Here is a 20,250-nt window from a genome sequence, read left to right on the forward strand (position 1 = left end):
GCACGGCAGCGCGTCGCCCGCAGCCAGCGCGCGGCCGGAGAAGCCGCCGATGCCGGCGCGCAGGTCCGTGCTGCGGCTGCCGAGCACAAGCGGCACGTCGATGCCGCCGGCCACCGCGAGATAGGCGCGGCAGCCGAATTTCGCGCTGCCGAAAGACAGCCGCGCGCCGCGGGGAACGAGCACGGGCCGCCACATCGGCAGCTCTTCGCCGTCCAGGCGCGGCGACATGTAAGCGCCGCAGACGGCGACTAGCAGATCGCAGCCGGCTTCAAGCTCGGGACCGGCCAACGTCATCTCGAGCGCGGCGGCGGATTCTTCGTTGCCGACCAGCAGATTGGCGACTCGCAGCGCATACTTGTCCATCGCTCCGCCTTCGCCAAGCCCTGCCGCGCGATATCCGGGCCGCCCCAAATCCTGCACGGTCGTAAGCGCCCCCGGCCGAACTACCTGTAACGTCAACCTCCGCTCACCCGATTCCTTCGATGTTGTCACTTGCCGCCACGAACCGAACCTTGTCTCCCGGACGCAGCAGTGCGGCCTCCGCCGCATCGGGATCGAACAGCTTCATCGGGGTCCGCCCGATAATTTGCCAGCCGCCCGGCGTCGCCAACGGATACACGCCCGTCTGCATGCCCGCGATGCCGACCGAGCCGGCCGGCACCCGGACCCGCGGCGGACTTCTCCGCGGCTGCGCCAATTCCGGCGGCAGCCCGATCAAATAGGGAAAGCCCGGCATAAAGCCGATCATAACGACCGTATACTCCGCCCCGGCATGCCTGGCGACGAGCGCTTCCGGCGTCATGCCGGCTCTATCGGCGGCCTCCGCCAAATCCGGCCCGTCCGTTCCGCCGTATATGACCGGAATGCGGATCGTGCGCGGCCTGTCCGCCTCCCGTCCTTGCCTGCCGTCCAGCAGCCGGCGAACCTCTTCGGCGGCCAGCTCGTACGGCAGCGGCGGCCTGCCTTCCCCGTTGCTGCCGGCCCCCGTCTCCTGCCCGTTCCATGCTGCGCCAAATCGGCCGCCGCCGGCCGACCGCAGAAGCCGGACCGGATCGTAGACGATCGTAACCGTCGCATAGGCCGGCACGATATCGACGATCCACTCGGGCCGCGCCTCGTTCAGCACGGAGGCGGCCAGCGCCATAAGCCGCCAGCCGTCCTCCGGCAAATCGGCGGCTTCCAGCACGAGCGCGCGATCCCCGGCCGGAGCGATCCGCCAGTCCCGGGATTGCGGCAGTCCGATCCGTTCTTTTCTCACCTGTTCCGCCATCGGCTCTCATCCTTTCTTTCATTATACACGGCCCGGGCCGCAGGTATAACGACAAGCTTCGATATGGTAAAATGGGACCCAAGCGGAAACGGCTCCGTCGTCTCTGTCTGAGGACATACTGTTCACGTACTGTTCGCGGTAAAACTTAAAAATTTATATTTGAACCAAACCGTTAAAACCAAGTGTGTACCATTCTGTTGAAAAAGTCCATACACCCCGAACAAAAGTTAAAACTTTTATAAAGTCCGTTTCGTCTTTGGGGTAGGCGCAACGATAAAGGCGGCGCAACCGGTCTTCATGCGGCATGACACCCGCTCGCGCCATGGAGCTGGCGCATCCGCGAAGACCGCGATAGGCTGGCTGCGACAGCCGGCTGGCCGCAAGCTTCGTTTCGCCGACTGTTCAGGAGGTAGAACGCCGCAATGCTGACGGCCGAACGATTAGGCAAACGATATAAATCCGATTGGGCGCTGTACCCGCTCAATCTTAGACTCGGTCCGGGCATGCACGGGCTGCTCGGCCCGAACGGAGCCGGCAAGTCGACGCTGATGCGGCTGCTGGCCGGGCTGCTGCAGCCATCGTCAGGCGACGCCATGCTCGACGGCGTGTCCGTCCGCGACGGACGCAAGGTGCGGAGCAGAATCGGCTATGTGCCGCAGGTTTTCCGCATGTATCCGCAGCTTACCGCCCGCGAATGGCTCCGCCATGTCGCGCGCGTCAAGGGACTTGGCGGCCGCGCGGCCGTCGAGGAAGCCGTGGAGCGGACGCTGCATGCGGTCAATCTGACGAAGCAAGCCGACCGTCCGGCCCGCACCTACTCCGGCGGAATGATCAAACGGCTCGGCATCGGCCAAGCGTTAATCGGCTCCCCCGACGTCGTCATCGTCGACGAGCCGACGGCCGGTCTCGATCCCGAGGAACGGGTCCGGCTGCGCAACGTGCTGGCCGAAGCGGCCCTGACCCGGACCGTTCTGCTGTCCACCCATGTGCTGAGCGATATTCAATCGAGCTGCCGCAACCTTCTCGTGCTCAGCGAAGGACGGCTGCTGTATCAGGGCGGTCCGTCCGGACTGGCCAGCTTCGCCGATCGGCGCGTATGGACATGGGAGGCGTCGCATTTCGAATGGTCGCGGCTGCGCCTTGACGGCCTTCTGTCGGCCCGGGAAACGTCCGACGGCATTATATGCCGGGCGCTCGGCGCGCAGCCTCCGACTCCTTACGCGGTTCAGGCCGAGCCGACGATGGAGGAAGGCTACATCTCGCTCATCAGCGGACGTCAGGCGGTGGATTTCCGATGACCCGCTGGATGGCCCAACTGGCGCTGGAGCTGCGCCTGCTTCTGAAATACCGCTGGCCGCTGCTGCTGCCTCCGGCGGCCGGTCTGTATATGGCGATCAGGCTGCTCGGCGGGAACGTGTACGATATGGCCGACGACAACTTGCTGGCCTTCGAAAGCCATGCCGTGCTGATGACGGTTACGCTCGCCGTACCGGTGCTGCTCGGCGTCATGCTTATTCGCCGGGACACGCTTCACCCGTCTTACGAATGGAGCCTCAGCCTTCCGGTATCCAACTGGACGATCATCGGCACCAAATGGCTTGCAGGCTTCCTGTATATGAGCCTGTTCACGCTGGCAATTTCCGCCGCTTACGCCATTTGCGCGCTGAAACACGGCATACCGCTGTCTTCGATCGCCGGCGTACTGACGCTTACCGGTTTCATGTACGAGACATACTACGGCATCTCGCTCGCGCTCGGGCTGCTGCTCGGCGCACTGATGCCGGCCCGCTTTTCGCTGCCGATCGCGTTTTGCGGCTGGGTATTCGGCGCGATCTTTCTGCAGCTGTTCGTGGCGCAAAGTCTCCATTTCTATCCGGTAAGGGCATTTTTTCTCAACCATTTTTTTCATACATCGTTATGGAGCAACGAAGTGTGGAGCGTCCCACTCGCAGCGGAAGAATATGCGCGGCTCGTCCCGTTCGCCGTCGTCTTCGGACTGTTCATGCTCGTCTGGTCGTGGGCGCGCATCTCCGGGACACGCTCGCTGCTCCATCCGAAACGTCCCCGGCTGTTGACGCTCGTCGCGTTCGCCGCCGCAGTCGCGGCCTTCGTGCCGTACGCCGGTCTGTGGCACGAACGCTACGAAATGATGGCGACGCTCGGAACGGGCGCTCCCCTCTGGTCGATGGGCGAAACGCAGCCGCAGAGCCGCTACGCCTTTCGTGCATCGTCCTACGATCTGAACGTCGTGCGGCGTGCAGACGATGCGTTCGGCGCCGTAGCGAGCATCCGGTTTCCCGTCGCGGACGGAAAGCCGGTTCCGGCCGCCGCGGGCGTCCGCGAAGTCAAATCGCACAAGCCGGGCTATATTACGTTTCTGCTTCATCCGCTGCTGAAGGTGACGCGCACCGAGTTGAACGGGACGCCGGTCGAAGCTGTGCGGGAAGGGGCTTATCTGCATATTCCGTCCGCTTCGCTGCGCGGCCGGACCGGCGAGCAGCGGCTCGTCGTCGAATACGGCGGCGACATGACGGTCTGGGCATACGGTTCCTCTTGGGACGGATATTTATCTTTTATTCGCGGCGACAACATCTATCTGCCGTCGTACAGTGGATGGTATCCGCTCCCCGGCGGGGACAGCCTGTTCTATATGTTATACGACAGAATATTGGGTGCCCGGAAAGATGCGGATCTCTTTTTTCACAGCGATTTCCGCGCCACGCTGACCGGTTTCGACGGTCCCCTGTACGCGTCGATCCCGGAAGCCGCCGACAGCGGGCATAGCGGAATGAAGCGGTTTTACGAAGCGGACAGCAAAGGGCTGTCGCTGTTCGGCGGCCATTTCCGCGAAGTATCCGTAAGCGGCGAACCGATTACCGTCGTGACGACGCCGGGAAGCATGCGTGATGCGGAAAACTTGCTGCAAAGGATTCGCTCGATACGGGAATATTATGAATCGTGGGGAAGGCGCCTCGACAGCATCGAGCGGATTTTGTACTTCCCGATGGAAAGCATTGATCTGACATCGTTTTGGCCGTTCGAGCAAAAAGTCGGCCATACGCTGCTGCTGCCGGTCTATCCGCAAATGATGAGCAGCTCGCAGATCCTTTATCATACGATGGAGCTGATCCTGTTCGGCGATACGAACAGCTATCAGATCGATGCAAGCCATTCTCCGGAATCCGAATTCTCGCTCGTAACGGAAATCCGTTCGGCGATCCTGTATATGGCTGACCGCGATAACCGGATCATTCCGTTCAAGCCGATTATCGAAACGGAATATTGGCACATGATGAAATCCATGATCGACCGGGCTATCGCGCGCGGCGACGAGGCGAAAGTATGGCAGGTGCTCGCTTCGTTCTGGGATCGGGGGCTGTCCATTTCCGTCTACCATGACGGGCCGAACGGCCAATACGTGCAGGAGTACCCGATCATTACGGCGGACGATTGGGCGGAAGCCTGGAACAGGGCGATGCCCGGTGACGCGGACCTTTTGAAACTACCGAAATGACGTTTTGCCGCAAGGCAGAAAGGGGAGAGACGTTTGACGGACGAGGAATTGCTGCGGGGAATGGCGCGCGGCGACCAGGCTTCCTTCGAAGCGCTCGTGCACCGCTACCATGCTCCGCTGTCCGGATATTTGTACCGCCACCTGCGCGATCCCGGTCGTGTCGAAGATTTCGTGCAGGAAACGTTTTTGCGGCTGATCCGCCAGTTGAAGGAAAAGCGCATTCCGGACAATTTGCAGGCGTGGCTGTACCGGGTAGCCATGAATATGTGCCGCGATTACTGGAAAAGCGCCGCTTATAAAAGCGAGAAAAACCGTTTTGGCGAACCGCCCGAACAGCACGATGCCAGTCCGTCGGTCGTAGAGCTGGCGGAGCGGCAAGAAACCCGCAGGGAAATTATGGAGACGCTGGACGAACTGCCGGAGGTGCAGCGGGAAATCGTAACGCTGCGCTTCTACCAGGACATGAAGCTGCAGGATATCGCCGACGTTACCGGGCTCCCGCTCGGTTCGGTCAAAACGTATCTGTACAAGGCGCTGCGAAAGCTGAAGACGCGTCTGCATCCGGAAACGACCGGACAGCGCAACGCTACCAAAGGAGGTGAGCGATTTGAGCATGCCAAACGATCATGAACTGAAACAGCTGGAAGACGAGATGCGGGGGCCGCTTTCCGCCTATACGGTTCACCCGGTAACATCCGGGGATACGGCCAGACTGCTTCAGGCGCTTCAGCCGGCATTTGACGATATGCGCCATGCGGTCAACGCCTTTCCCGCCGCGGAAAGCAAGCGCGTCCCTTATCAGCCGTCACTTGCCAAGCTGATGAAGGCCCAGCTTCACGCTTATCCGAAAATGTATTGGCTTGCCGGGTTAAGCGTGCTCGTCATGCTGCTGCTCATCTCGTCCACGTTCAACAACTATTCCAATTACGCGATAATCGGCGATATGTTCGCGCTGGTGCTGCCCGCGACGCTGCTCGCCGGCATGCTGTACAGCTTCCGCAGCCAGAACCGCGAGATGCGTCTCGTGGAGAGCATTACGCCTTATCCGCCGGCGCTGCTGATCCTGTGCCGGATGCTGCTCGTCGTCATCTTGACGGTCGTGCTCGGCGCCATCGTCTCGCTGTACCTGCTGGCCAGGCTCGACCGCTTTCCCTTGCTGCCGTTTTTGCTGCAATGGATGTCGGTTCTCGTTCTCGTCGGCGGCATTACGGCCTATATCATGATGCGCAAAGGCGTCAAAACCGCATTCGCTTGCTCCTGCATTTCGTGGATCGCCTGGAACGGCTCCGATCTGTTGAACCGGTCGTCGGGGCTGCTTGCGGACGACATTCAGATGACGCTGCAGGCCGCCGGGCTGGCTGCGGGACTGCTGCTGCTGCGGCTTGCCTACCGGCGCAGCATCGGGATGAAGATCGCCAAAGCGGGATCATGACGACTGCCAGGAGGCGATATGATGCTCGAGATTGATCAGCTCCGCTGGCGCAGGCCGGGATCGCAATTCGAAGTTGCCGTGCCGCGCATGACGCTTATGCCGGGCATTACGCTGCTCGTCGGACGCAACGGGGCCGGCAAATCGTCGCTGCTTCACTTGCTCGCGACAGCGGAGCTGCCGACATCCGGCCAAATTCTGTACCATGGGCGGTCGGTCGACCGGGATTTGCCTGCCATTCGGGCTTCGATCGGCTTCGTGCCGACCGGCATCGAGCTTTATGAAGATTTGAAGACGGTCCGACTGCTCCGCTATCTTGCCGAGTTGAAGGGCGGCGCCGTGACCGGCGAAATCGACCGGATTATCGCGTTGTTCCGGCTCGAACCGTACCGCAACCGCAAAATCAAAACGCTGCCGCACGGTGTCCGGCAGCGGATCGCCCTTGCGCAAGCGTGGATCGGCTCGCCCGATTACCTGTTTCTCGACGAGCCGCTCAACGCGATGGATTCCCTGGAACGGCTGCAGTTCATCCGTCATCTGGCCGAATATTCCCGGGACCGCATCGTCGTCGTTTCCACTCACGAGCTGAACGAATGGAACGCGTGGGCGCGCCGCATTTTGTGGCTGCACGACGGGCGCCCGCTCTTCTACGGAACGACGGCGGCATGGACCGGACAACTGCCGCTTTCCGTCTGGGAAGGCATCACGGACGAAGCGGCATATGCGGCGCTTCCCCACGATTCGGTCATTCACGTGCGGCCGGAGCACGGCCGCCTGGCGGTGCGGATGCTGGCCGCACAGGCGCCCGGTCCCGGCTTCATACGGCAGCCGCCGACGATGGAAGACGCCTATTTCATAAGGTCGCTTTCCCAAATCCGCAATACCGGTTAATCACTTCCACCAGCAGATCGTTGAGCAGCTTGACTTCATATTCGCCGACAGCCGGTTCCAGATGGTCGTTGCCGATGCCGCTGTCGTCGGTCAGAAAGAGATACGTTCCTCCGGTCGAGACGGCCAGAAACCGGAGCAAATATTCGGTGGCCGCATCGACGCCGCTTGAAGCGACCGGTATGATGCGAATGCCTTCCTCCGCCGCCCGGCGCGTCAGCCGGTGAATTTCCCGCGCCGCTTCCTCGCGGGGCGGGGCGTCGAGCACGAGGAAGAGCAGCCGCGCTCTCGCCTCTTCGCTCCATTCATGCTCCTCGATCGCCTCCCGCAGCGCCTCTTCGACCGCTTCCGGATAGTCGCCGCCGCCGGAAGCCTCCTGCTTCGCGATTTGTCTTACCGCCCGATCCACATCCCGCGTGAACGGAAACGAACGTACGACATAATCGTCATGCACATCGCGGTAGAAGTTCGGACTGAGCCGAATGTCCAACTGCCGGCCGTTGTCCCGGGCCACTCTGGCTATGACATCCTTCAACTCTTCCTCCAGATACTGCAGCTCGTCGGACATGGAGCCGGTCGTATCGATCGCGAACAAAATATCGACGGTATCGGAAGGCCTGGGCGCATCGCTTATATCGACGACAAGCGGCTCGTTCCGCGAAAAGCCGGTCTCGCCGACCCGTTTGACGGCTTGGCCGGCACGCACCTCGATGCCGTATCCGTTCGGCGCTTCGGCGCGTTGGTCGTCCTCATCGAACAATACCGGAAACAGATAAGCCATCCCGTTTATGTCGGTGCGGGCCGTCCATAACGGCTGTTTCCCCGATATTGCCGTCACCTCGGCGTCGGCTACCGGCCTTTCGCCATCCATCACCTGCACGGCGATACGGTCAAATCCGAAAAACAGCCAACTTTTCCGGTAGCGGTCCGCATCCCTGCCGTTCAGCTGATCCGTCCATCCTTCCCAATCGTCCAGATCGCTCCACTCTCCAGCGGTCAATTGGCCGGCCTGGGGTTGCGGTCCGCCGCCTCTCTTATCATGATGGCGGCTCCGCTCCCCTTCCGGCGATACGGACTCCGATACGCCCGTCCGATCTTCCGCCTTCGCAGCCGAGCCTGGCGAATGCAGGCCGGCGTCCGCACCCTGCGCCGAAGCGGCCGATTCGGTCTCGGCGGAACCGGCGTTCCGCGCAGCATCGCTCGCCTCGCCGTCATGGCGTTCGCCTGTCGCGCAGCCCGCGGCAAGCAGACAAACGATGGCAAACCGGATCACAGCTGCGACGACAGCCCCGGGTACTCTACGCGTCCGTTCTTTTTTTCTTTCTTTTTCACCGTCCATTCCGATCTTCCCCCTATGCACGTTTCGCATATTGACGGCTAAAAACCGGAAATTGTTGCAGACGGAAACGTAATCCTTTACCATATGTATCAAACGTATGTTCGAAGGAAAAGCGGCTCATCCCATCTTCGCGAACGGTCGGGAAGACGGGAACGAACCGCTTGAACGATGCAAATATTTTCAGGCAGCTAACCGGGAGGCAGCAGTATGGACGAGTATGAATTGACAGCAATCGAAGTGACGAGAGAATACGTAACGACGCCGCTATCGTTCAGGGAGGGCCGCATCGTTGTCGTGACCGATCTGGGCACCCGGTTCTGGTACGCGGATATCGAAGGCATCGAGCCGAAGGAGCTGCTCGAAGCGCTCGCCGCAAGCGATAATATCCGGATTGCGCTGAGCGCGGTGACGACGGATGGACGGGTTCTGCGAGGCATCGGCTTCATGCATCCGAACGTAACGCGCGGTTCGGCGGCCGTACGCGGGGACGGTGAATTGGAAGGAATCGGGTAGCGGCAACCGGTTTACCCGGCCGGATCACCGAATATCGTCGACTCGATCAACGCTTTGATTTCAAGCCGCTGAATATGTTCCAGAATCGGGCGCAGCGAACGGTCCGCCCTTCCTCTTTCCAGAAGCTCGACCAGATCGACGAACCAGTAAGGGTTCCATTCGCTTTCTGCCGCCAACTTCATTAATCCCGCCCGACCTTCGCTCTCCTGCATATCGAACAGTCCGGCTTCCGTCTTCAGCCAGGCGGACGCTTCGCGGATCAGCCGAATCATCGCCGGGTGGCGTCCCGTTTGCCTGAACCAGTATTTGGCGTTCGGGTAGTCGCCCTCCATCCGATGCATAATGCCGTGCCAGTAACTTCCGGTTGGCGTATCGATGTTTTGCACCAGCTCATGCGAGGCGAAGAGGTTGTCGTTCCACAAGTGGAGCCCCGCCTTTACGGTATCGAGCGTTTCCCTTCCGCCTCTCCCGATCGGCAAATCTTCTTCGGTCAGGCTCGAAATTCGCCGGTCCAACTCTTCGTCCCATACGTTGACGGGCGTGAGCGGCTGCGCGGGCGTGCGCAATTCGAGCGTCCTGACGATCGCTTGCAATTGGCTGGACATAGATTCGCACCTCCATTCTTAATGGAAACATTGTAACAACGCTTTCACCGATGTGCAACCGGGCAAACGGATGGAAGCGGCAGTTCCCGAGACTCTTGACCGGTTCGAGATATCCGACCGGAGATCTATCCGCATCTTCATTTTTAGGGATAATTTACCGATGTATACAATGATATGAAGCTTATGAAGCTCAAAAGGAGTGATGAAATGACGTCCAATGCTGCTGAAGTTGTCGAGAGCATCAAGGAAATCATCGACAGCGAGCTGGCAAGAGTGAAGAAGGAAAACCCTTTTTTCCGCCAGTTTCCAAAGGAAGCGAAGGCCGAGCATTTCAAGTGGTGCAGACATCTGTATCATCTGTCGAAACATTTTGGCGAGCTGCTGAAGCTTCGCTGGGAACGGTTTCCGGATGTCGGGCACGATGTGTTCTCCACCCATTACGAGGAGGAGAAAGACCACGCCGAGATGCTGCGCAAATGGATGATCGGAATCGGCCTGGAGGACCCCGAGCGATCGCTGCCGAATTATGAAACGGAGCATTTTATTTCCCTTCAATATCGTGCAGTCGCTTCGATGAGCGAGCAGATGTCAATGCTCATTATCAACAGCACGAGCGAAGGCTTCGCCCATGCCGTATACCTGCACGCTTACGGCATCCTGAAGGAAATCGGTTTCGACAACCTGGAATATTGGGCGATTCACTGCGAAGCCGATGAAGAGCACAGCGACGTCTACCACCTCATCGGAGGCATGACCGACAAGGAGTTGCGGGAAGCGAAGCATCTTGTCAAATATACGTGCGACACATTGGACAAAATGCTCGCCTCCTGGTTCGAATAAGGAGGAGCAAGCTGGCATTATGGCATCAAATCTCAGACAGAAATTTATTCATCACATCGACAAAGCAAACGAAGTATTCGCCTGGCAAGTGCTCGACAGCCTGACGACGGAAGAAGCGACCGAAGCGGCCGACATCATCGTCCGCTCGGTGAAAGGATTCGCCCCCGTCAAACCGAAGCTGCTCGTGGACAACCGCTTTATGATCCGCAACGGCCGGGCGATCGTATTTTCGCCCGAAGTGAACGACATATGGGAAGATGCGCAGCGCACCGTATTTCCGCTCGTTTCCAAGGTCGCGGTGCTGTGCAGCGGCGCCATTATGAAAATGCAGATGGACCGCATCTCCCGCAATTCGGAAATTGCCCGGGTGAGCCAAAGCTTCTGGAACGACGACGACAGCGTGATGCTCCGCGAAGCGTTCGAATTTCTCGGCATCGCCGCGAACGACATCGTCAAACCGAGATAACGGCTCTTTAAGACAGCGTTCGCCGGACGGGCCGGGCTGCGGCCGGCAGGTGAAACAAGCGCCCGATTCGCTTGCATGCGGATCGGGCGCTTTCTGCTTTCTGCTTTCTGCTGCGGTCAAGCCGCTTCCGCCGGGCGGAATGTCCCTCGCTCAGACGTCCTGCACGGTCCGTCCGGAAGCGGCCGGGCTTTCGTCGGCCAGCCGTTCGCCGCTTCTCATGAACGGCCACCAGTTCGCCTCGCCGAACGTGCGCACCATGACCGGAATGAAGAGCGGCAGCATGACGAGCGCGTACAGGAACAGGCCGACGAGAACGATCGTGGCGATTTGCAGCAGCGACAACACGCCGGAAGGAAGCATCGCCGCGAACGTTCCTCCAAGGATGACAGCGGCGGAAATAATGACGCCCCCCATCTTCTTCATGGCCGTCAAAATCGCTTCTCCGGGCGGCAAGTGCCGGTATTCCTTAAACCGGCCCATCAAGAAAATGCTGTAGTCGACGCCGAGCGCCATCAGCATCACGAAGCCGAAGAACGGGACCGCCCAGCTGATGCCGCTGTATCCGAGCAGATGGACGAAAATCGCTTCCGTCACCGCCATCGACGTGAAAAACGTCAGCAGCAGCGACAGCATGACATAAATCGGAATGACGACAGAACGGAACAGCAAAATGAGAATGAGCGAAATCGCCGCAATAACGACCACGACCGTCCGCGAGTAGTCTTCTCCGGATACATGGCTGAGGTCGTTGTTCATGCTCGATACGCCCCCGACCGCAATTTCCGCGCCTTCCAGCGGCGTATCCTTGATGCCGCGTTTTACGGCCTCCTTCACCAGATCGATCGTACCGAGCATCCGTTCATCGTACGGGTTGCCGTCCAGCACGACCTGGAAGGTCGTCATCGTGCGATCGGCGGACATATACGTATCGAGTATCGTCCGGAACTGTTCCGATTGAAGCGCTTCGTCCGGCAAATACCATCCGCTCAGATCGTTGTCGCGCTCCCCGGCCAGACCGTTCAAATAACTTCCCGCCTCCGACAACCCGCCTTTAATTTGCAGCAGTCCGTCAGCGCTTTGCGTCAGTCCTTTCGTCAGCTCCTCAAGCTGGCCGTTCAGCTCGGCAAAACCGTCTTGCAGCTCTTTCTGCCCCTCGATCATTTGATCGAAGCCGTTCGTCATCGATGTCATTTCGCCGACGATTCGCCCTTGGCCGTCAGCCGCCCGGGCGATCCCCCGCTGCAGCTCGCCGATGCCGGCGGTCAGTGCCCGCAGTCCCTTCGCCAGTTCCGCCTGGCCGGCGGACGCCTGACGGAATCCGGCATTGGCCTGATTCAGCCCGGACGCAACGCCGGACAACTGCTCGTTCAGCTGCGCAAGACCGCCGCCGAGACGCGAAGCGCCCTGCTCGAGCTCGGATACGGCGCCCTGCAGCGCAATAAAGTCTTCGTCCGATTGCAGATCGGGATATTTCCGGGCGAGACCGCTGAGCCCCTGTCCGACTCGGGCCAGGCCGTCCGATAGTCCGGCAGCCTGCTTCGCCGCTTCGCCGTATGCCTGCTTAAGCTGCTGCAGTCCGCCGCCGAGCTGCTCGTAGCTGCGCTGCAGCTCGGCCGCTCCTGCGGCCAGCTGTTCGGCGCTGTCCTGCGCCTGCTTCATGCCGGCGGCCAGCTCCGACGCGCCTTTGCTGCCGTCCTTCAGTCCGCTCTCGATCGCCTTGAGCGCATCCCCGAGCTGCACGACGCCTTGCCTCAATTCGTTCGTGCCTGCAATCAGCTGCGACACGCCGCCTGCCGCTTCCTCCAGCTTCGGCGCATTCTCGCCGAGCGCCCGGCTCGCTTCGCTCAAGCCTTCGCCAATTTGTCCGAGCGCTTCCTCGCCTTCGCTGAGCCCGCTGCCGACCGTCTCCATCTGGTTCGCGACGCGGAAATCGTCCGGCGCGCTTCCGGTCGGCCGGGCGGCGCTGCGCACCGCGCTCACCCCGTCAACTTGCATCAGCTCCCGGCTGACGCGTTCGATCGCCGCCATTCCCTGCTGCGTGTCGAGCGGCACCTTCGCTTTCACGACCACCTCGGCAGGCATCGATTCCCCGGGGCCGAAGCTGTCCGCGATCGCGTTGAATGCTTTGACCGAATTGTATTTGTCGCCAATTTCCTCCAGCGAATTAAAGGAGGTCAGTCCCTGATAAGCGGCCAGGAACGGCGCCGCCAGCACGGCGATCAGCACGAGCGCCCACAGCGGCCGGCGCAGCGAGAACCGGCCGACCGCTCCCCACAGCGCGTTGTCCCGATGCTCCAGCTTCCCTCTGGACGGCCAGAATATCGCCTTGCCGAGCACCGCCATAAAGAACGGCACAAGCGTCACGAGCGCCAGCAGCATGACGGCAATGCCGACCGCTACGGCAACGGCGGACCGGTACAGCGAAAATGTGGACAGCCCGATCGAGGCGAAGCCGATTAGCACGACGGCGCCGGCATAAAGGACCGTTTTCCCCGCCGTCCGGTACGTTTCGACGATCGCTTCGGTCCGGTCCCGGCCGTGCGACAATTCTTCCTTGAAACGGCTGATCAGCAGGATGCAGTAATCGGTGCCGATCCCGAACAGAACCGCCACCAGAAAAATTTGCGTAAAGTTGGACAGCGGGAAATCGACCCAATCCACCAGATAGGCAACGACCGACTGGGATACCAGATAGCTGATCCCCACCGTCAGCAGCGGAATGAGCGGCGCGATAAACGAACGAAATACGATCAGCAAGATGACGAGCAATAGGATGACCGTTATCCATTCGGTTCTGTGCAAGCCGTCCTGGGAGCTCTGAATGACATCTTCGTTGATGAGCCATTCCGCCGTATAATAATGCTCCACGTTCACACCGGCCAGCGCTTCGTACAGATCGTCCCGCAACTCGGCGGCCGTCCGCCCGTCCGCCGCGGCGTTGACGATCGCCAGTACCGTCCGGCCGTCTTCGGCCGCGAACTGCTCCTTCAATTCCTCGTTGTCGAAATGAGTCAGAACCGAGGTGATGCCGTATGTATCCCGGCCTTCCTTCAGCAGCCCGATGCCGCGTTCGATCTCCTTCCAGTCCTCGTCGCGCAAACCTTCATCCCGGTGAAAAACGAGAACCGCCGATATCTCTTTCTCGCCTTCCCCTTCCGACCCGCTCGCCTTGAATTCCGCGAGCAGTTCGCCGGCCACGGAAGACGAATAGCCTTCCGGTAACGTAATCTGCCCTTTGTCCCGCACGAGGGCCGCCATGTCCGGCGCGCCGGCGGCCAATGCCGCCGCTGCGGCGATCCACAGCGCCAGAATCAGCCATCTCAGCTTGACGACGGTTTTCATTCCCTGTTTCTCCTCTCGTCCTCCGCCATGACGGCGGCAAGCTTCTCATACGTTTCGATAAAACCGAGCGCTTCCTTTTCCTCGAAATACCCGATATACCCGGCCAGCATCCGGCCGATCGCCGCTTTGCAATCCGCAACCATCCGCTTGCCCTCCGGCGTCAAATAAAGCCAGATCATTCGCCTGTCGCGATCGTCCGGCTTCCGGCCGACCAGCCCTTTGTCGACGAGCCGCGTCACGATGGCCGTTATGGCGCTTTTGCCGACGCACATAAATTCCGCCAAATCGGACGAATGGCATAGTTGCCGGCTCTCGATGTAGCGGAGCACGCCATACTGCTCGATCGTGAGCTGGGCGGGCATCCGGTCGCGCAGGATGACGTGCAGGCTCCGGTTGACGGAGAACGTCGCCATTTCGTAGCGCTCGATCAGCTGCTCCAGCATGTTGCCGTCCATACATCCTCCCTCTCTGTCTGTTTCTCTTGTCCCAATTCGTTCACCTATGATACAGTTTCATTATTGAACTATATCACAGCAACAGCCCGCTTTCAACCAATCGCGACAGATCGGCCGCGCTCCATATTTCCGCATACCAGACGCCCGAGTCGTCGCCGTCCGGGTCGTCCAGATGAGCGTCCAGCAGTTTTCCGGCATCCCCGCCGCCAGCCCGGACGGCTTTATCTATTGATAATCCCCCGCTTCATGCGTTCGCTCCCGGGTTCGTTCATTGCCCGGCTCGCCCGATTTGCATGAATCATCCGCCAAAACGCGAACGGACTGCGCGCCCTGCAAGGCCGCAGTCCGTCTTCTTCTTGCCGCTTTGCCGCTGTCCTGCGGCAAGCTCGGGTCACGGGCGAATAATGACCGCGTATACTTTGCCGGGGCCGTGTATGCCGATCGTCAAATCGTTCTCGATATCGGCGCTGCGGCTCGGTCCCGTAATCAGGTTCAGCGACGACGGCATCGACTCCAACGTCGGATGCGCCGCCTTGAACCGTTCGAAAGCCTCGCCCATGCGCGTAACGAGCTGGTCGGCGCGGAATACCGCCAGCAGCGCGTCCGTCAGCAGACTGACGGAGCGGCCTTTGCCGCCATGGCTGAACAGCGCCAGCGTCGCGGTGTTCGCGATCGCGACGTCCGGCCAGACGATGCCGAGCCGGCACGTCTCGGCCGCCCGCAGCAATGCGGAACGGCGCGCCCAATTGCCCGCGGCTCCGGACGAATCCGGCTTTGCGCCGCCGTCCGCAAGACCGGCGATTTCGGCGCCGTCCGGCCGCCACGGCAGCACGGCGATGCCGTCTTCGGCCAGCGTCTCATCCAGTCCGAGCTTGTTCAGCTCGGGGTGATCCCAGCGCGCGGCGCGTTCGATGCCGTGCTCTTTGCAAATTTCCCGCGCATACGCCCCGATTGTCACCGCCGCCTCGGCTTCGCCCACAAGCAGCACTTTGCCGCTGAGCGCCATCCAGTTGCGGCTGAATTCCTCCACCAGCTCGTCCCCGTGCAGCTTGCGGTCGCGATAAAATTCCGGCACGCCCTTCAGCATGCGAGCCGGCGCCTCGCGAAGCGGCTCGCTTCGTCCGAGCCGGCGGGCAATATTTTGCATGAATGCTTCTTTCCCCGTCATCGTGCCCGGCTTCGTCATCGCTTCTCCTCCTTCCGGGTTCCGTTCGGAGCGGCGCCGTCTGTCTTGCGCTGCGCCAATTCCTGCTGCAGCTCCGCCCATCGGTCGCGGAACGAACGCTTCGGCAGCATCGGCATGAAGCGCGATTGCGTCCAGCCCGACAACGGCGGCGGACCGCTCTTGATCTTGCCCTCCCGCACAAGCGGCAGCTGGGCGTAGTAAGCCGACCGGGTCGCCAGCTTATACAGCGTAATGTTGCCGAACATGGTCGCGTAGGACTTGAATGCGACCCGCTCCGGAAGCGACGTCAGCTTCATCTTCACTTTGCGGTGGCGAAGATGGACGAGCATGTCGTGCAGCGGAATTTTGACGGGACACGCTTCGTAGCAAGCCCCGCACAGACTGGAAGCGTAGGCCAGCGTTCCCGCTTCCTTCATGTCCTGCTGCAGCAGCGGCGTCAGCACCGCGCCGATCGGACCGCTGTAGACGGTGCCGTACGTATGGCCGCCGACATGGCGGTAGACCGGACAGACGTTCAGGCAAGCCGCGCAACGGATGCAATTGAGCACTTCCTGGAATATCGGATCGCCAAGCTGATTGGAGCGTCCGTTGTCGAGAATGATGACGTGCAGCTCCTCCGGCCCGTCGAGATCCCCTTCCTGCTTCGGCCCCGTCAGAATCGACGTATACGTCGTCAGCTTCTGACCCGTAGCGCTGCGCGCCAGCATATTGAGCACCACTTCCAAATCTTCGAACGTCGGGACGAGCCGCTCCATCCCCATTACGACGACATGAACCTTCGGCAGCGTCGATACCATCCGTCCGTTGCCTTCATTGGAGACGAGCGTGATCGAGCCCGATTCGGCCACGCCGAAGTTGCAGCCCGTCAAGCCGATGTCCGCCTCCAAAAAATAATTCCGCAGCTTCTGCCGCGCATATGCCGCGAGCACCTTCGTCTCCGGCTCGAAAGGACGTCCGGCATCCTCCTCGAACAGCGCGGCAATCTGCGACTTGTTTTTATGAATCGCCGGAATGATCAGATGCGAGGGCGTTTCTCTGGCCAATTGCAAAATGTATTCCCCGAGATCGGTCTCGATCGCTTCGATGCCGCGCTCTTCGAGATGATGGTTGAGATGAATCTCCTCGGATACCATCGACTTGCCTTTCGCGACCAGCTTCGCCTTGTGCCGTTCGGCGATGCTCAGAAACGTCTTCACCGCTTCGCGCCCGTCACTGCAAAAATAGACATGCCCGCCGCGCTTCTGCACATTGTCGGCAAACTGCCCGAGGTAATAATCCAAATGGCTGATCGTATGCGACCGGATCGCCCTGGCGCGCTCGCGCCACGCTTCCCAATCGCCCAGCATATCCGCCGCATCCAGCCTTCCCTTTCTCAGCTTATCCGTCGTAAAGGCGACCGCCTTGCGCAAAAACTCATCGCCCAGCGCCCGCTTCGCCCGGCTTTTCAGCCCCGAGCCGATCCGCTCGTCTGGATGCGCCGTTCCGGTTGCCGCCGAACCGCTCATCGGCTGTTCCTCCCTTCGTCCAGCACCTGTGCCAGATGCATGACGCGCACCGGCTTGCCTTCCTTGTTCAGCCTGCCGCCGATGTTCATCAGGCAGCCCATGTCGGTGCCGACCAGCACCTCCGCTCCGGTCTCGCAGACGCAGGCGGCCTTGTCGCACACCATCGCTTCGGACATATCCGCCATCTTCACCGAGAATGTGCCGCCGAAGCCGCAGCAGTCTTCCTTGCGGGGCAGCTCTTCATACTTCAAGCCCTCGATATGCCGCAAGAGCTTCATCGGTTCTTCCCGAACGCCGAGCAGCCGCATGGCGTGGCAGGACGGATGATACGTGACGCGGTGCGGAAATTTCGCTTTCAGATCGACGACGCCGAGCACGTTGACAAGAAATTGCGAGAATTCGTACGTCTTGGCCGTAAGCGCTTCCGCCTTCGCCAGCCATTCGGGATCGTCCCGAAATAAATGCGGATAATAATGATGAATCATACCCGTGCACGAGCCGGAAGGCGATACGACATATTCGCTGTGCTCGAAGGCGCGAATGATGCCGCGCGCCACTTCTCGCGCCTCGTCCTGGTAGCCGCTGTTGAACGCCGGTTGTCCGCAGCAGACCTGCATTTCCGGAAAATCGACGTCACAACCGTAATCGCTTAAAATCCGGACGACGCTCTCCCCCACTTCGGGGTAGAGGAGATCCGACAGACAAGTAATGAAGATCGAAACTTTCAATGCGGTCCGCATCCTTTCGTCTACGCTAAAGTCTGCAAAGGCCGTTTGCAGCATGTGACCTTCTTAATTATCAGGTTATCAGACATCTATCAAAAAAGAAAGAGGGGAGCGTAAAAATAATAGCGTCTCCGCCGCTATCGGTCGCGCGGCTTCATGTCGCCCCCCAGATACCGGAGCAGCACCTGCTCGACATGATGCAGATGTTCCCGCATCCGCTCCTGCGCGGCCGCCGCATCGCCCGCCTTCACCGCTTCGAAAATGGCGGCATGCTCGCGCCACAGCCGGAGGGACACCTCTTTGCTGCTGTACATCTGAATGCGCCGGGTTTCCCGGATCGCCATCTCCATCTGCGACGAGATCGATTCGAGAAGCTTCACCATGATCGAATTGTGCGTCGCTTCCGCCAGCAGCCGGTGGAACCGGATGTCGGCCGTTTCCCCCCGCTCCTCGTCGCCGATGCCGTCCTCCATGTTCGCCATAAGCTTCTCGAATTCGGCGACGTCGTCGGCCGTCCGCTTCTCGGCGGCAAGGGCGGCGTTGGAAATTTCCAGCGCCTTGCGCGCTTCCAGCAGCTCCAGCACTGTCTTACGGTTCAGCAGCAGCGATTCGAATTGCGTCAGCCGAAGATCGGCCGAATCCACCGAACGAACGAAGCAGCCCTCGCCGTGGCGGATTTCGATGAGTCCCATCGCTTTCAGCGCGCTGAGCGCTTCCCGCATCGTCGAACGTCCGACCTGAAACTGCTCCGACAGCTCCTTCGTCGACGGCAGTTTATCGCCGGCTTTCCAGCCGCCGCCGACAATATGGTCCTTCAACTGCTCGGCAATCAGCTCATAAACTTTTTTGGTCGACACTTTAGAAAACGCCATAGCCCCCTCCATTCCGCCGGATTCCGGCCTTACGGTCTCATGCCGCCTGCGGCAGTGTCCCTTCTGCGGCAGCCCTTCTGCGCAGTCCCGCCTGCGCAGTCACTTCTGCGCAGTCTCTCCTGCGGCAGCCGAAAGCCCGGGCAGCGCCCGGGCTCGATTTATACGGCAATGGCTTACTTGGAATGCGCGACTTCGGGTGTCGTCAGCTTGTCGTAGAAATCGACGCATTTGTCTTTGTCCGCGGAAGCGCGGAGCGCCATGGCGGAACGCGGATGCTCGTCCAGCATGCCGGTAATCATGTACGGAATAAGGTAGCCCCATTCTTCCTTCTCGCGGAGCGGAATCATATACTTCTCGATCATATCGAGAACGGGACGAACGTTGTACTTCGTATTTTGCAAATGCGCCACAAGCAGCTCCGTCGTGCAATTGCCCGCCGCCCGGCCCATGCCGTAAACGGAGGCGTCCAGCAACTCCACGCCTTTCTCGGCCGCCGTCAGCGTGTTGGCGAACGCAAGCTGCATATTGTTGTGCGTATGCACGCCAAGACGTTTATTCGGCAGATGGCTGCGGAACTTGTCCACCAAATATACGATGTCGTTCGGCTTCAGGCTGCCGTAGGAATCGACGATGTATACGACATCGACCACGCTTTCCCGGATCAGATCGAATGCCTCGACAAGCTGATTTTCCATGACGTTCGACAGCGCCATAATGTTGATCGTCGTCTCGTAGCCGCGGTCATGGAAGATTTGAACAAGCTCGAGCGCCTTGTCCACATCCTGGATGTAGCAGGCTACGCGGATCAGATCAAGCAGGCTTTCGCTGCGCGGCAAAATGTCGTTCTCGTCCACACGGCCGATATCGACGAGGGCGGACAGCTTCGTCCGGCCTTTGTTCGGGATGACTTCGCGCAGAAAGCCGTCGTCCAGAAACCGCCAGGGGCCGGCCGAATCGGCGCCCTTCAGCAGCTTCGGCGAGTTTTTGTAGCCGATCTCCATATAATCGACGCCGGCCTCGTTCAGGCATTGATATAAATATTGAACGAATTCGACGCTGAAATCCCAGTTGTTCACAAGGCCGCCGTCGCGGATTGTGCAATCGACGATTTTGCAATGGCTCGTTTTTGAACTCATATGCTGTTGCTCCTTTTTCCGGTTACAAGTTATGAATGCTATATCTATTCATAATACTTGAAATGATACCGGAACGCAAAACATTTTGCAGACCATTGGCGGACAATCGGCATCGCAGCTTCATGCGGTAAAATCCACTTCAGCCGGGCTTCCGGCCTGCCGGGC

General features: G+C 60.0%; 19 protein-coding genes. 8 read left to right on the forward strand and 11 right to left on the reverse strand.

Features of this window, described 5'->3' with window-relative positions:
* Both ABEV74_RS16185 and pxpB read right to left on the reverse strand, forming a co-directional pair.
* Positions 1–459, reverse strand: a 459-nt coding sequence (locus tag ABEV74_RS16185; RefSeq protein WP_430147510.1) for a 5-oxoprolinase subunit C family protein, incomplete at its 3' end; no start/stop codon positions are given.
* Positions 460–466: 7 nt separating this feature from the next.
* Positions 467–1,270 (reverse strand): 5-oxoprolinase subunit PxpB, encoded by an 804-nt coding sequence (gene pxpB / locus ABEV74_RS16190; RefSeq protein WP_430147513.1) that lies wholly within the window; start codon positions 1,268–1,270, stop codon positions 467–469.
* A 422-nt stretch (positions 1,271–1,692) separates the two neighbouring features.
* Between pxpB and ABEV74_RS16195 the strand changes: the two genes are divergently transcribed.
* Genes ABEV74_RS16195 through ABEV74_RS16215 form a run of 5 tightly spaced genes read left to right on the forward strand, consistent with a single transcriptional unit; the run spans position 1,693 to position 7,104 of the window.
* On the forward strand, positions 1,693–2,568 hold the full coding sequence (locus ABEV74_RS16195; protein ID WP_430147515.1) for an ATP-binding cassette domain-containing protein: 876 nt from the start codon (positions 1,693–1,695) through the stop codon (positions 2,566–2,568).
* A complete protein-coding gene (locus ABEV74_RS16200; RefSeq protein ID WP_430147518.1) occupies positions 2,565–4,784 on the forward strand; it encodes a hypothetical protein in 2,220 nt (739 codons plus the stop codon). The genes ABEV74_RS16195 and ABEV74_RS16200 overlap by 4 nt, the downstream gene beginning before the upstream one ends.
* Positions 4,785–4,817: 33 nt before the next feature.
* Entirely contained in the window at positions 4,818–5,414 is a 597-nt protein-coding gene (locus tag ABEV74_RS16205) for an RNA polymerase sigma factor (protein ID WP_430147521.1), read from the forward strand.
* Complete coding sequence (locus ABEV74_RS16210) at positions 5,392–6,216, forward strand: hypothetical protein (protein WP_430147524.1); 825 nt, start codon at positions 5,392–5,394, stop codon at positions 6,214–6,216. Before ABEV74_RS16205 ends, ABEV74_RS16210 begins: the two co-directional genes overlap by 23 nt.
* Before the next feature lie 18 nt (positions 6,217–6,234).
* Complete coding sequence (locus tag ABEV74_RS16215) at positions 6,235–7,104, forward strand: ATP-binding cassette domain-containing protein (RefSeq protein WP_213531817.1); 870 nt, start codon at positions 6,235–6,237, stop codon at positions 7,102–7,104.
* Here ABEV74_RS16215 and ABEV74_RS16220 read toward each other — a convergent pair.
* Positions 7,067–8,440: a VWA domain-containing protein gene (locus ABEV74_RS16220; RefSeq protein WP_430147528.1), complete on the reverse strand. Its 1,374-nt coding sequence runs from the start codon at positions 8,438–8,440 to the stop codon at positions 7,067–7,069. The two genes, ABEV74_RS16215 and ABEV74_RS16220, sit on opposite strands and share 38 nt — an antisense overlap.
* Before the next feature lie 207 nt (positions 8,441–8,647).
* Here ABEV74_RS16220 and ABEV74_RS16225 point away from each other — a divergent pair, with 207 nt between their 5' ends.
* Positions 8,648–8,953 (forward strand): hypothetical protein, encoded by a 306-nt coding sequence (locus ABEV74_RS16225; RefSeq protein ID WP_430147530.1) that lies wholly within the window; start codon positions 8,648–8,650, stop codon positions 8,951–8,953.
* A gap of 11 nt (positions 8,954–8,964) precedes the next feature.
* Here the strand turns inward: ABEV74_RS16225 and ABEV74_RS16230 are convergent, their stop codons facing one another.
* The gene (locus ABEV74_RS16230; RefSeq protein ID WP_430147533.1) at positions 8,965–9,558 is read right to left on the reverse strand and encodes a hypothetical protein; all 594 of its coding nucleotides are present in this window, start codon (positions 9,556–9,558) and stop codon (positions 8,965–8,967) included.
* Between the two features lie 207 nt (positions 9,559–9,765).
* Here ABEV74_RS16230 and ABEV74_RS16235 point away from each other — a divergent pair, with 207 nt between their 5' ends.
* On the forward strand, positions 9,766–10,398 hold the full coding sequence (locus ABEV74_RS16235; RefSeq protein ID WP_430147536.1) for an iron-containing redox enzyme family protein: 633 nt from the start codon (positions 9,766–9,768) through the stop codon (positions 10,396–10,398).
* Positions 10,399–10,417: 19 nt separating this feature from the next.
* Entirely contained in the window at positions 10,418–10,864 is a 447-nt protein-coding gene (locus ABEV74_RS16240) for a hypothetical protein (RefSeq protein WP_213530834.1), read from the forward strand.
* 150 nt (positions 10,865–11,014) lie between these two features.
* Here the strand turns inward: ABEV74_RS16240 and ABEV74_RS16245 are convergent, their stop codons facing one another.
* The 7 genes from ABEV74_RS16245 to ABEV74_RS16275 all read right to left on the reverse strand — a co-directional run bounded on the left by ABEV74_RS16245 (position 11,015) and on the right by ABEV74_RS16275 (position 20,085).
* Positions 11,015–14,206, reverse strand: coding sequence for an efflux RND transporter permease subunit (locus ABEV74_RS16245; protein WP_430147539.1), 3,192 nt, complete (start codon positions 14,204–14,206; stop codon positions 11,015–11,017).
* The gene (locus tag ABEV74_RS16250) at positions 14,203–14,661 is read right to left on the reverse strand and encodes a MarR family transcriptional regulator (RefSeq protein WP_430147542.1); all 459 of its coding nucleotides are present in this window, start codon (positions 14,659–14,661) and stop codon (positions 14,203–14,205) included. Before ABEV74_RS16250 ends, ABEV74_RS16245 begins: the two co-directional genes overlap by 4 nt.
* Positions 14,662–15,052: 391 nt before the next feature.
* Positions 15,053–15,847, reverse strand: coding sequence for a LutC/YkgG family protein (locus ABEV74_RS16255; protein WP_430147544.1), 795 nt, complete (start codon positions 15,845–15,847; stop codon positions 15,053–15,055).
* On the reverse strand, positions 15,844–17,352 hold the full coding sequence (locus ABEV74_RS16260) for a LutB/LldF family L-lactate oxidation iron-sulfur protein (RefSeq protein WP_430147547.1): 1,509 nt from the start codon (positions 17,350–17,352) through the stop codon (positions 15,844–15,846). The genes ABEV74_RS16255 and ABEV74_RS16260 overlap by 4 nt, the downstream gene beginning before the upstream one ends.
* On the reverse strand, positions 17,349–18,080 hold the full coding sequence (locus ABEV74_RS16265; protein WP_430147550.1) for a (Fe-S)-binding protein: 732 nt from the start codon (positions 18,078–18,080) through the stop codon (positions 17,349–17,351). Before ABEV74_RS16265 ends, ABEV74_RS16260 begins: the two co-directional genes overlap by 4 nt.
* A gap of 134 nt (positions 18,081–18,214) precedes the next feature.
* The gene (locus ABEV74_RS16270) at positions 18,215–18,949 is read right to left on the reverse strand and encodes a FadR/GntR family transcriptional regulator (protein WP_430147553.1); all 735 of its coding nucleotides are present in this window, start codon (positions 18,947–18,949) and stop codon (positions 18,215–18,217) included.
* 173 nt (positions 18,950–19,122) lie between these two features.
* Complete coding sequence (locus ABEV74_RS16275; RefSeq protein WP_062494922.1) at positions 19,123–20,085, reverse strand: aldolase catalytic domain-containing protein; 963 nt, start codon at positions 20,083–20,085, stop codon at positions 19,123–19,125.
* Between the last annotated feature and the right edge of the window lie 165 nt (positions 20,086–20,250).

The organism is Paenibacillus cisolokensis (genome assembly GCF_050481165.1).
Lineage (GTDB): Bacteria > Bacillota > Bacilli > Paenibacillales > Paenibacillaceae > Paenibacillus_AH > Paenibacillus_AH cisolokensis.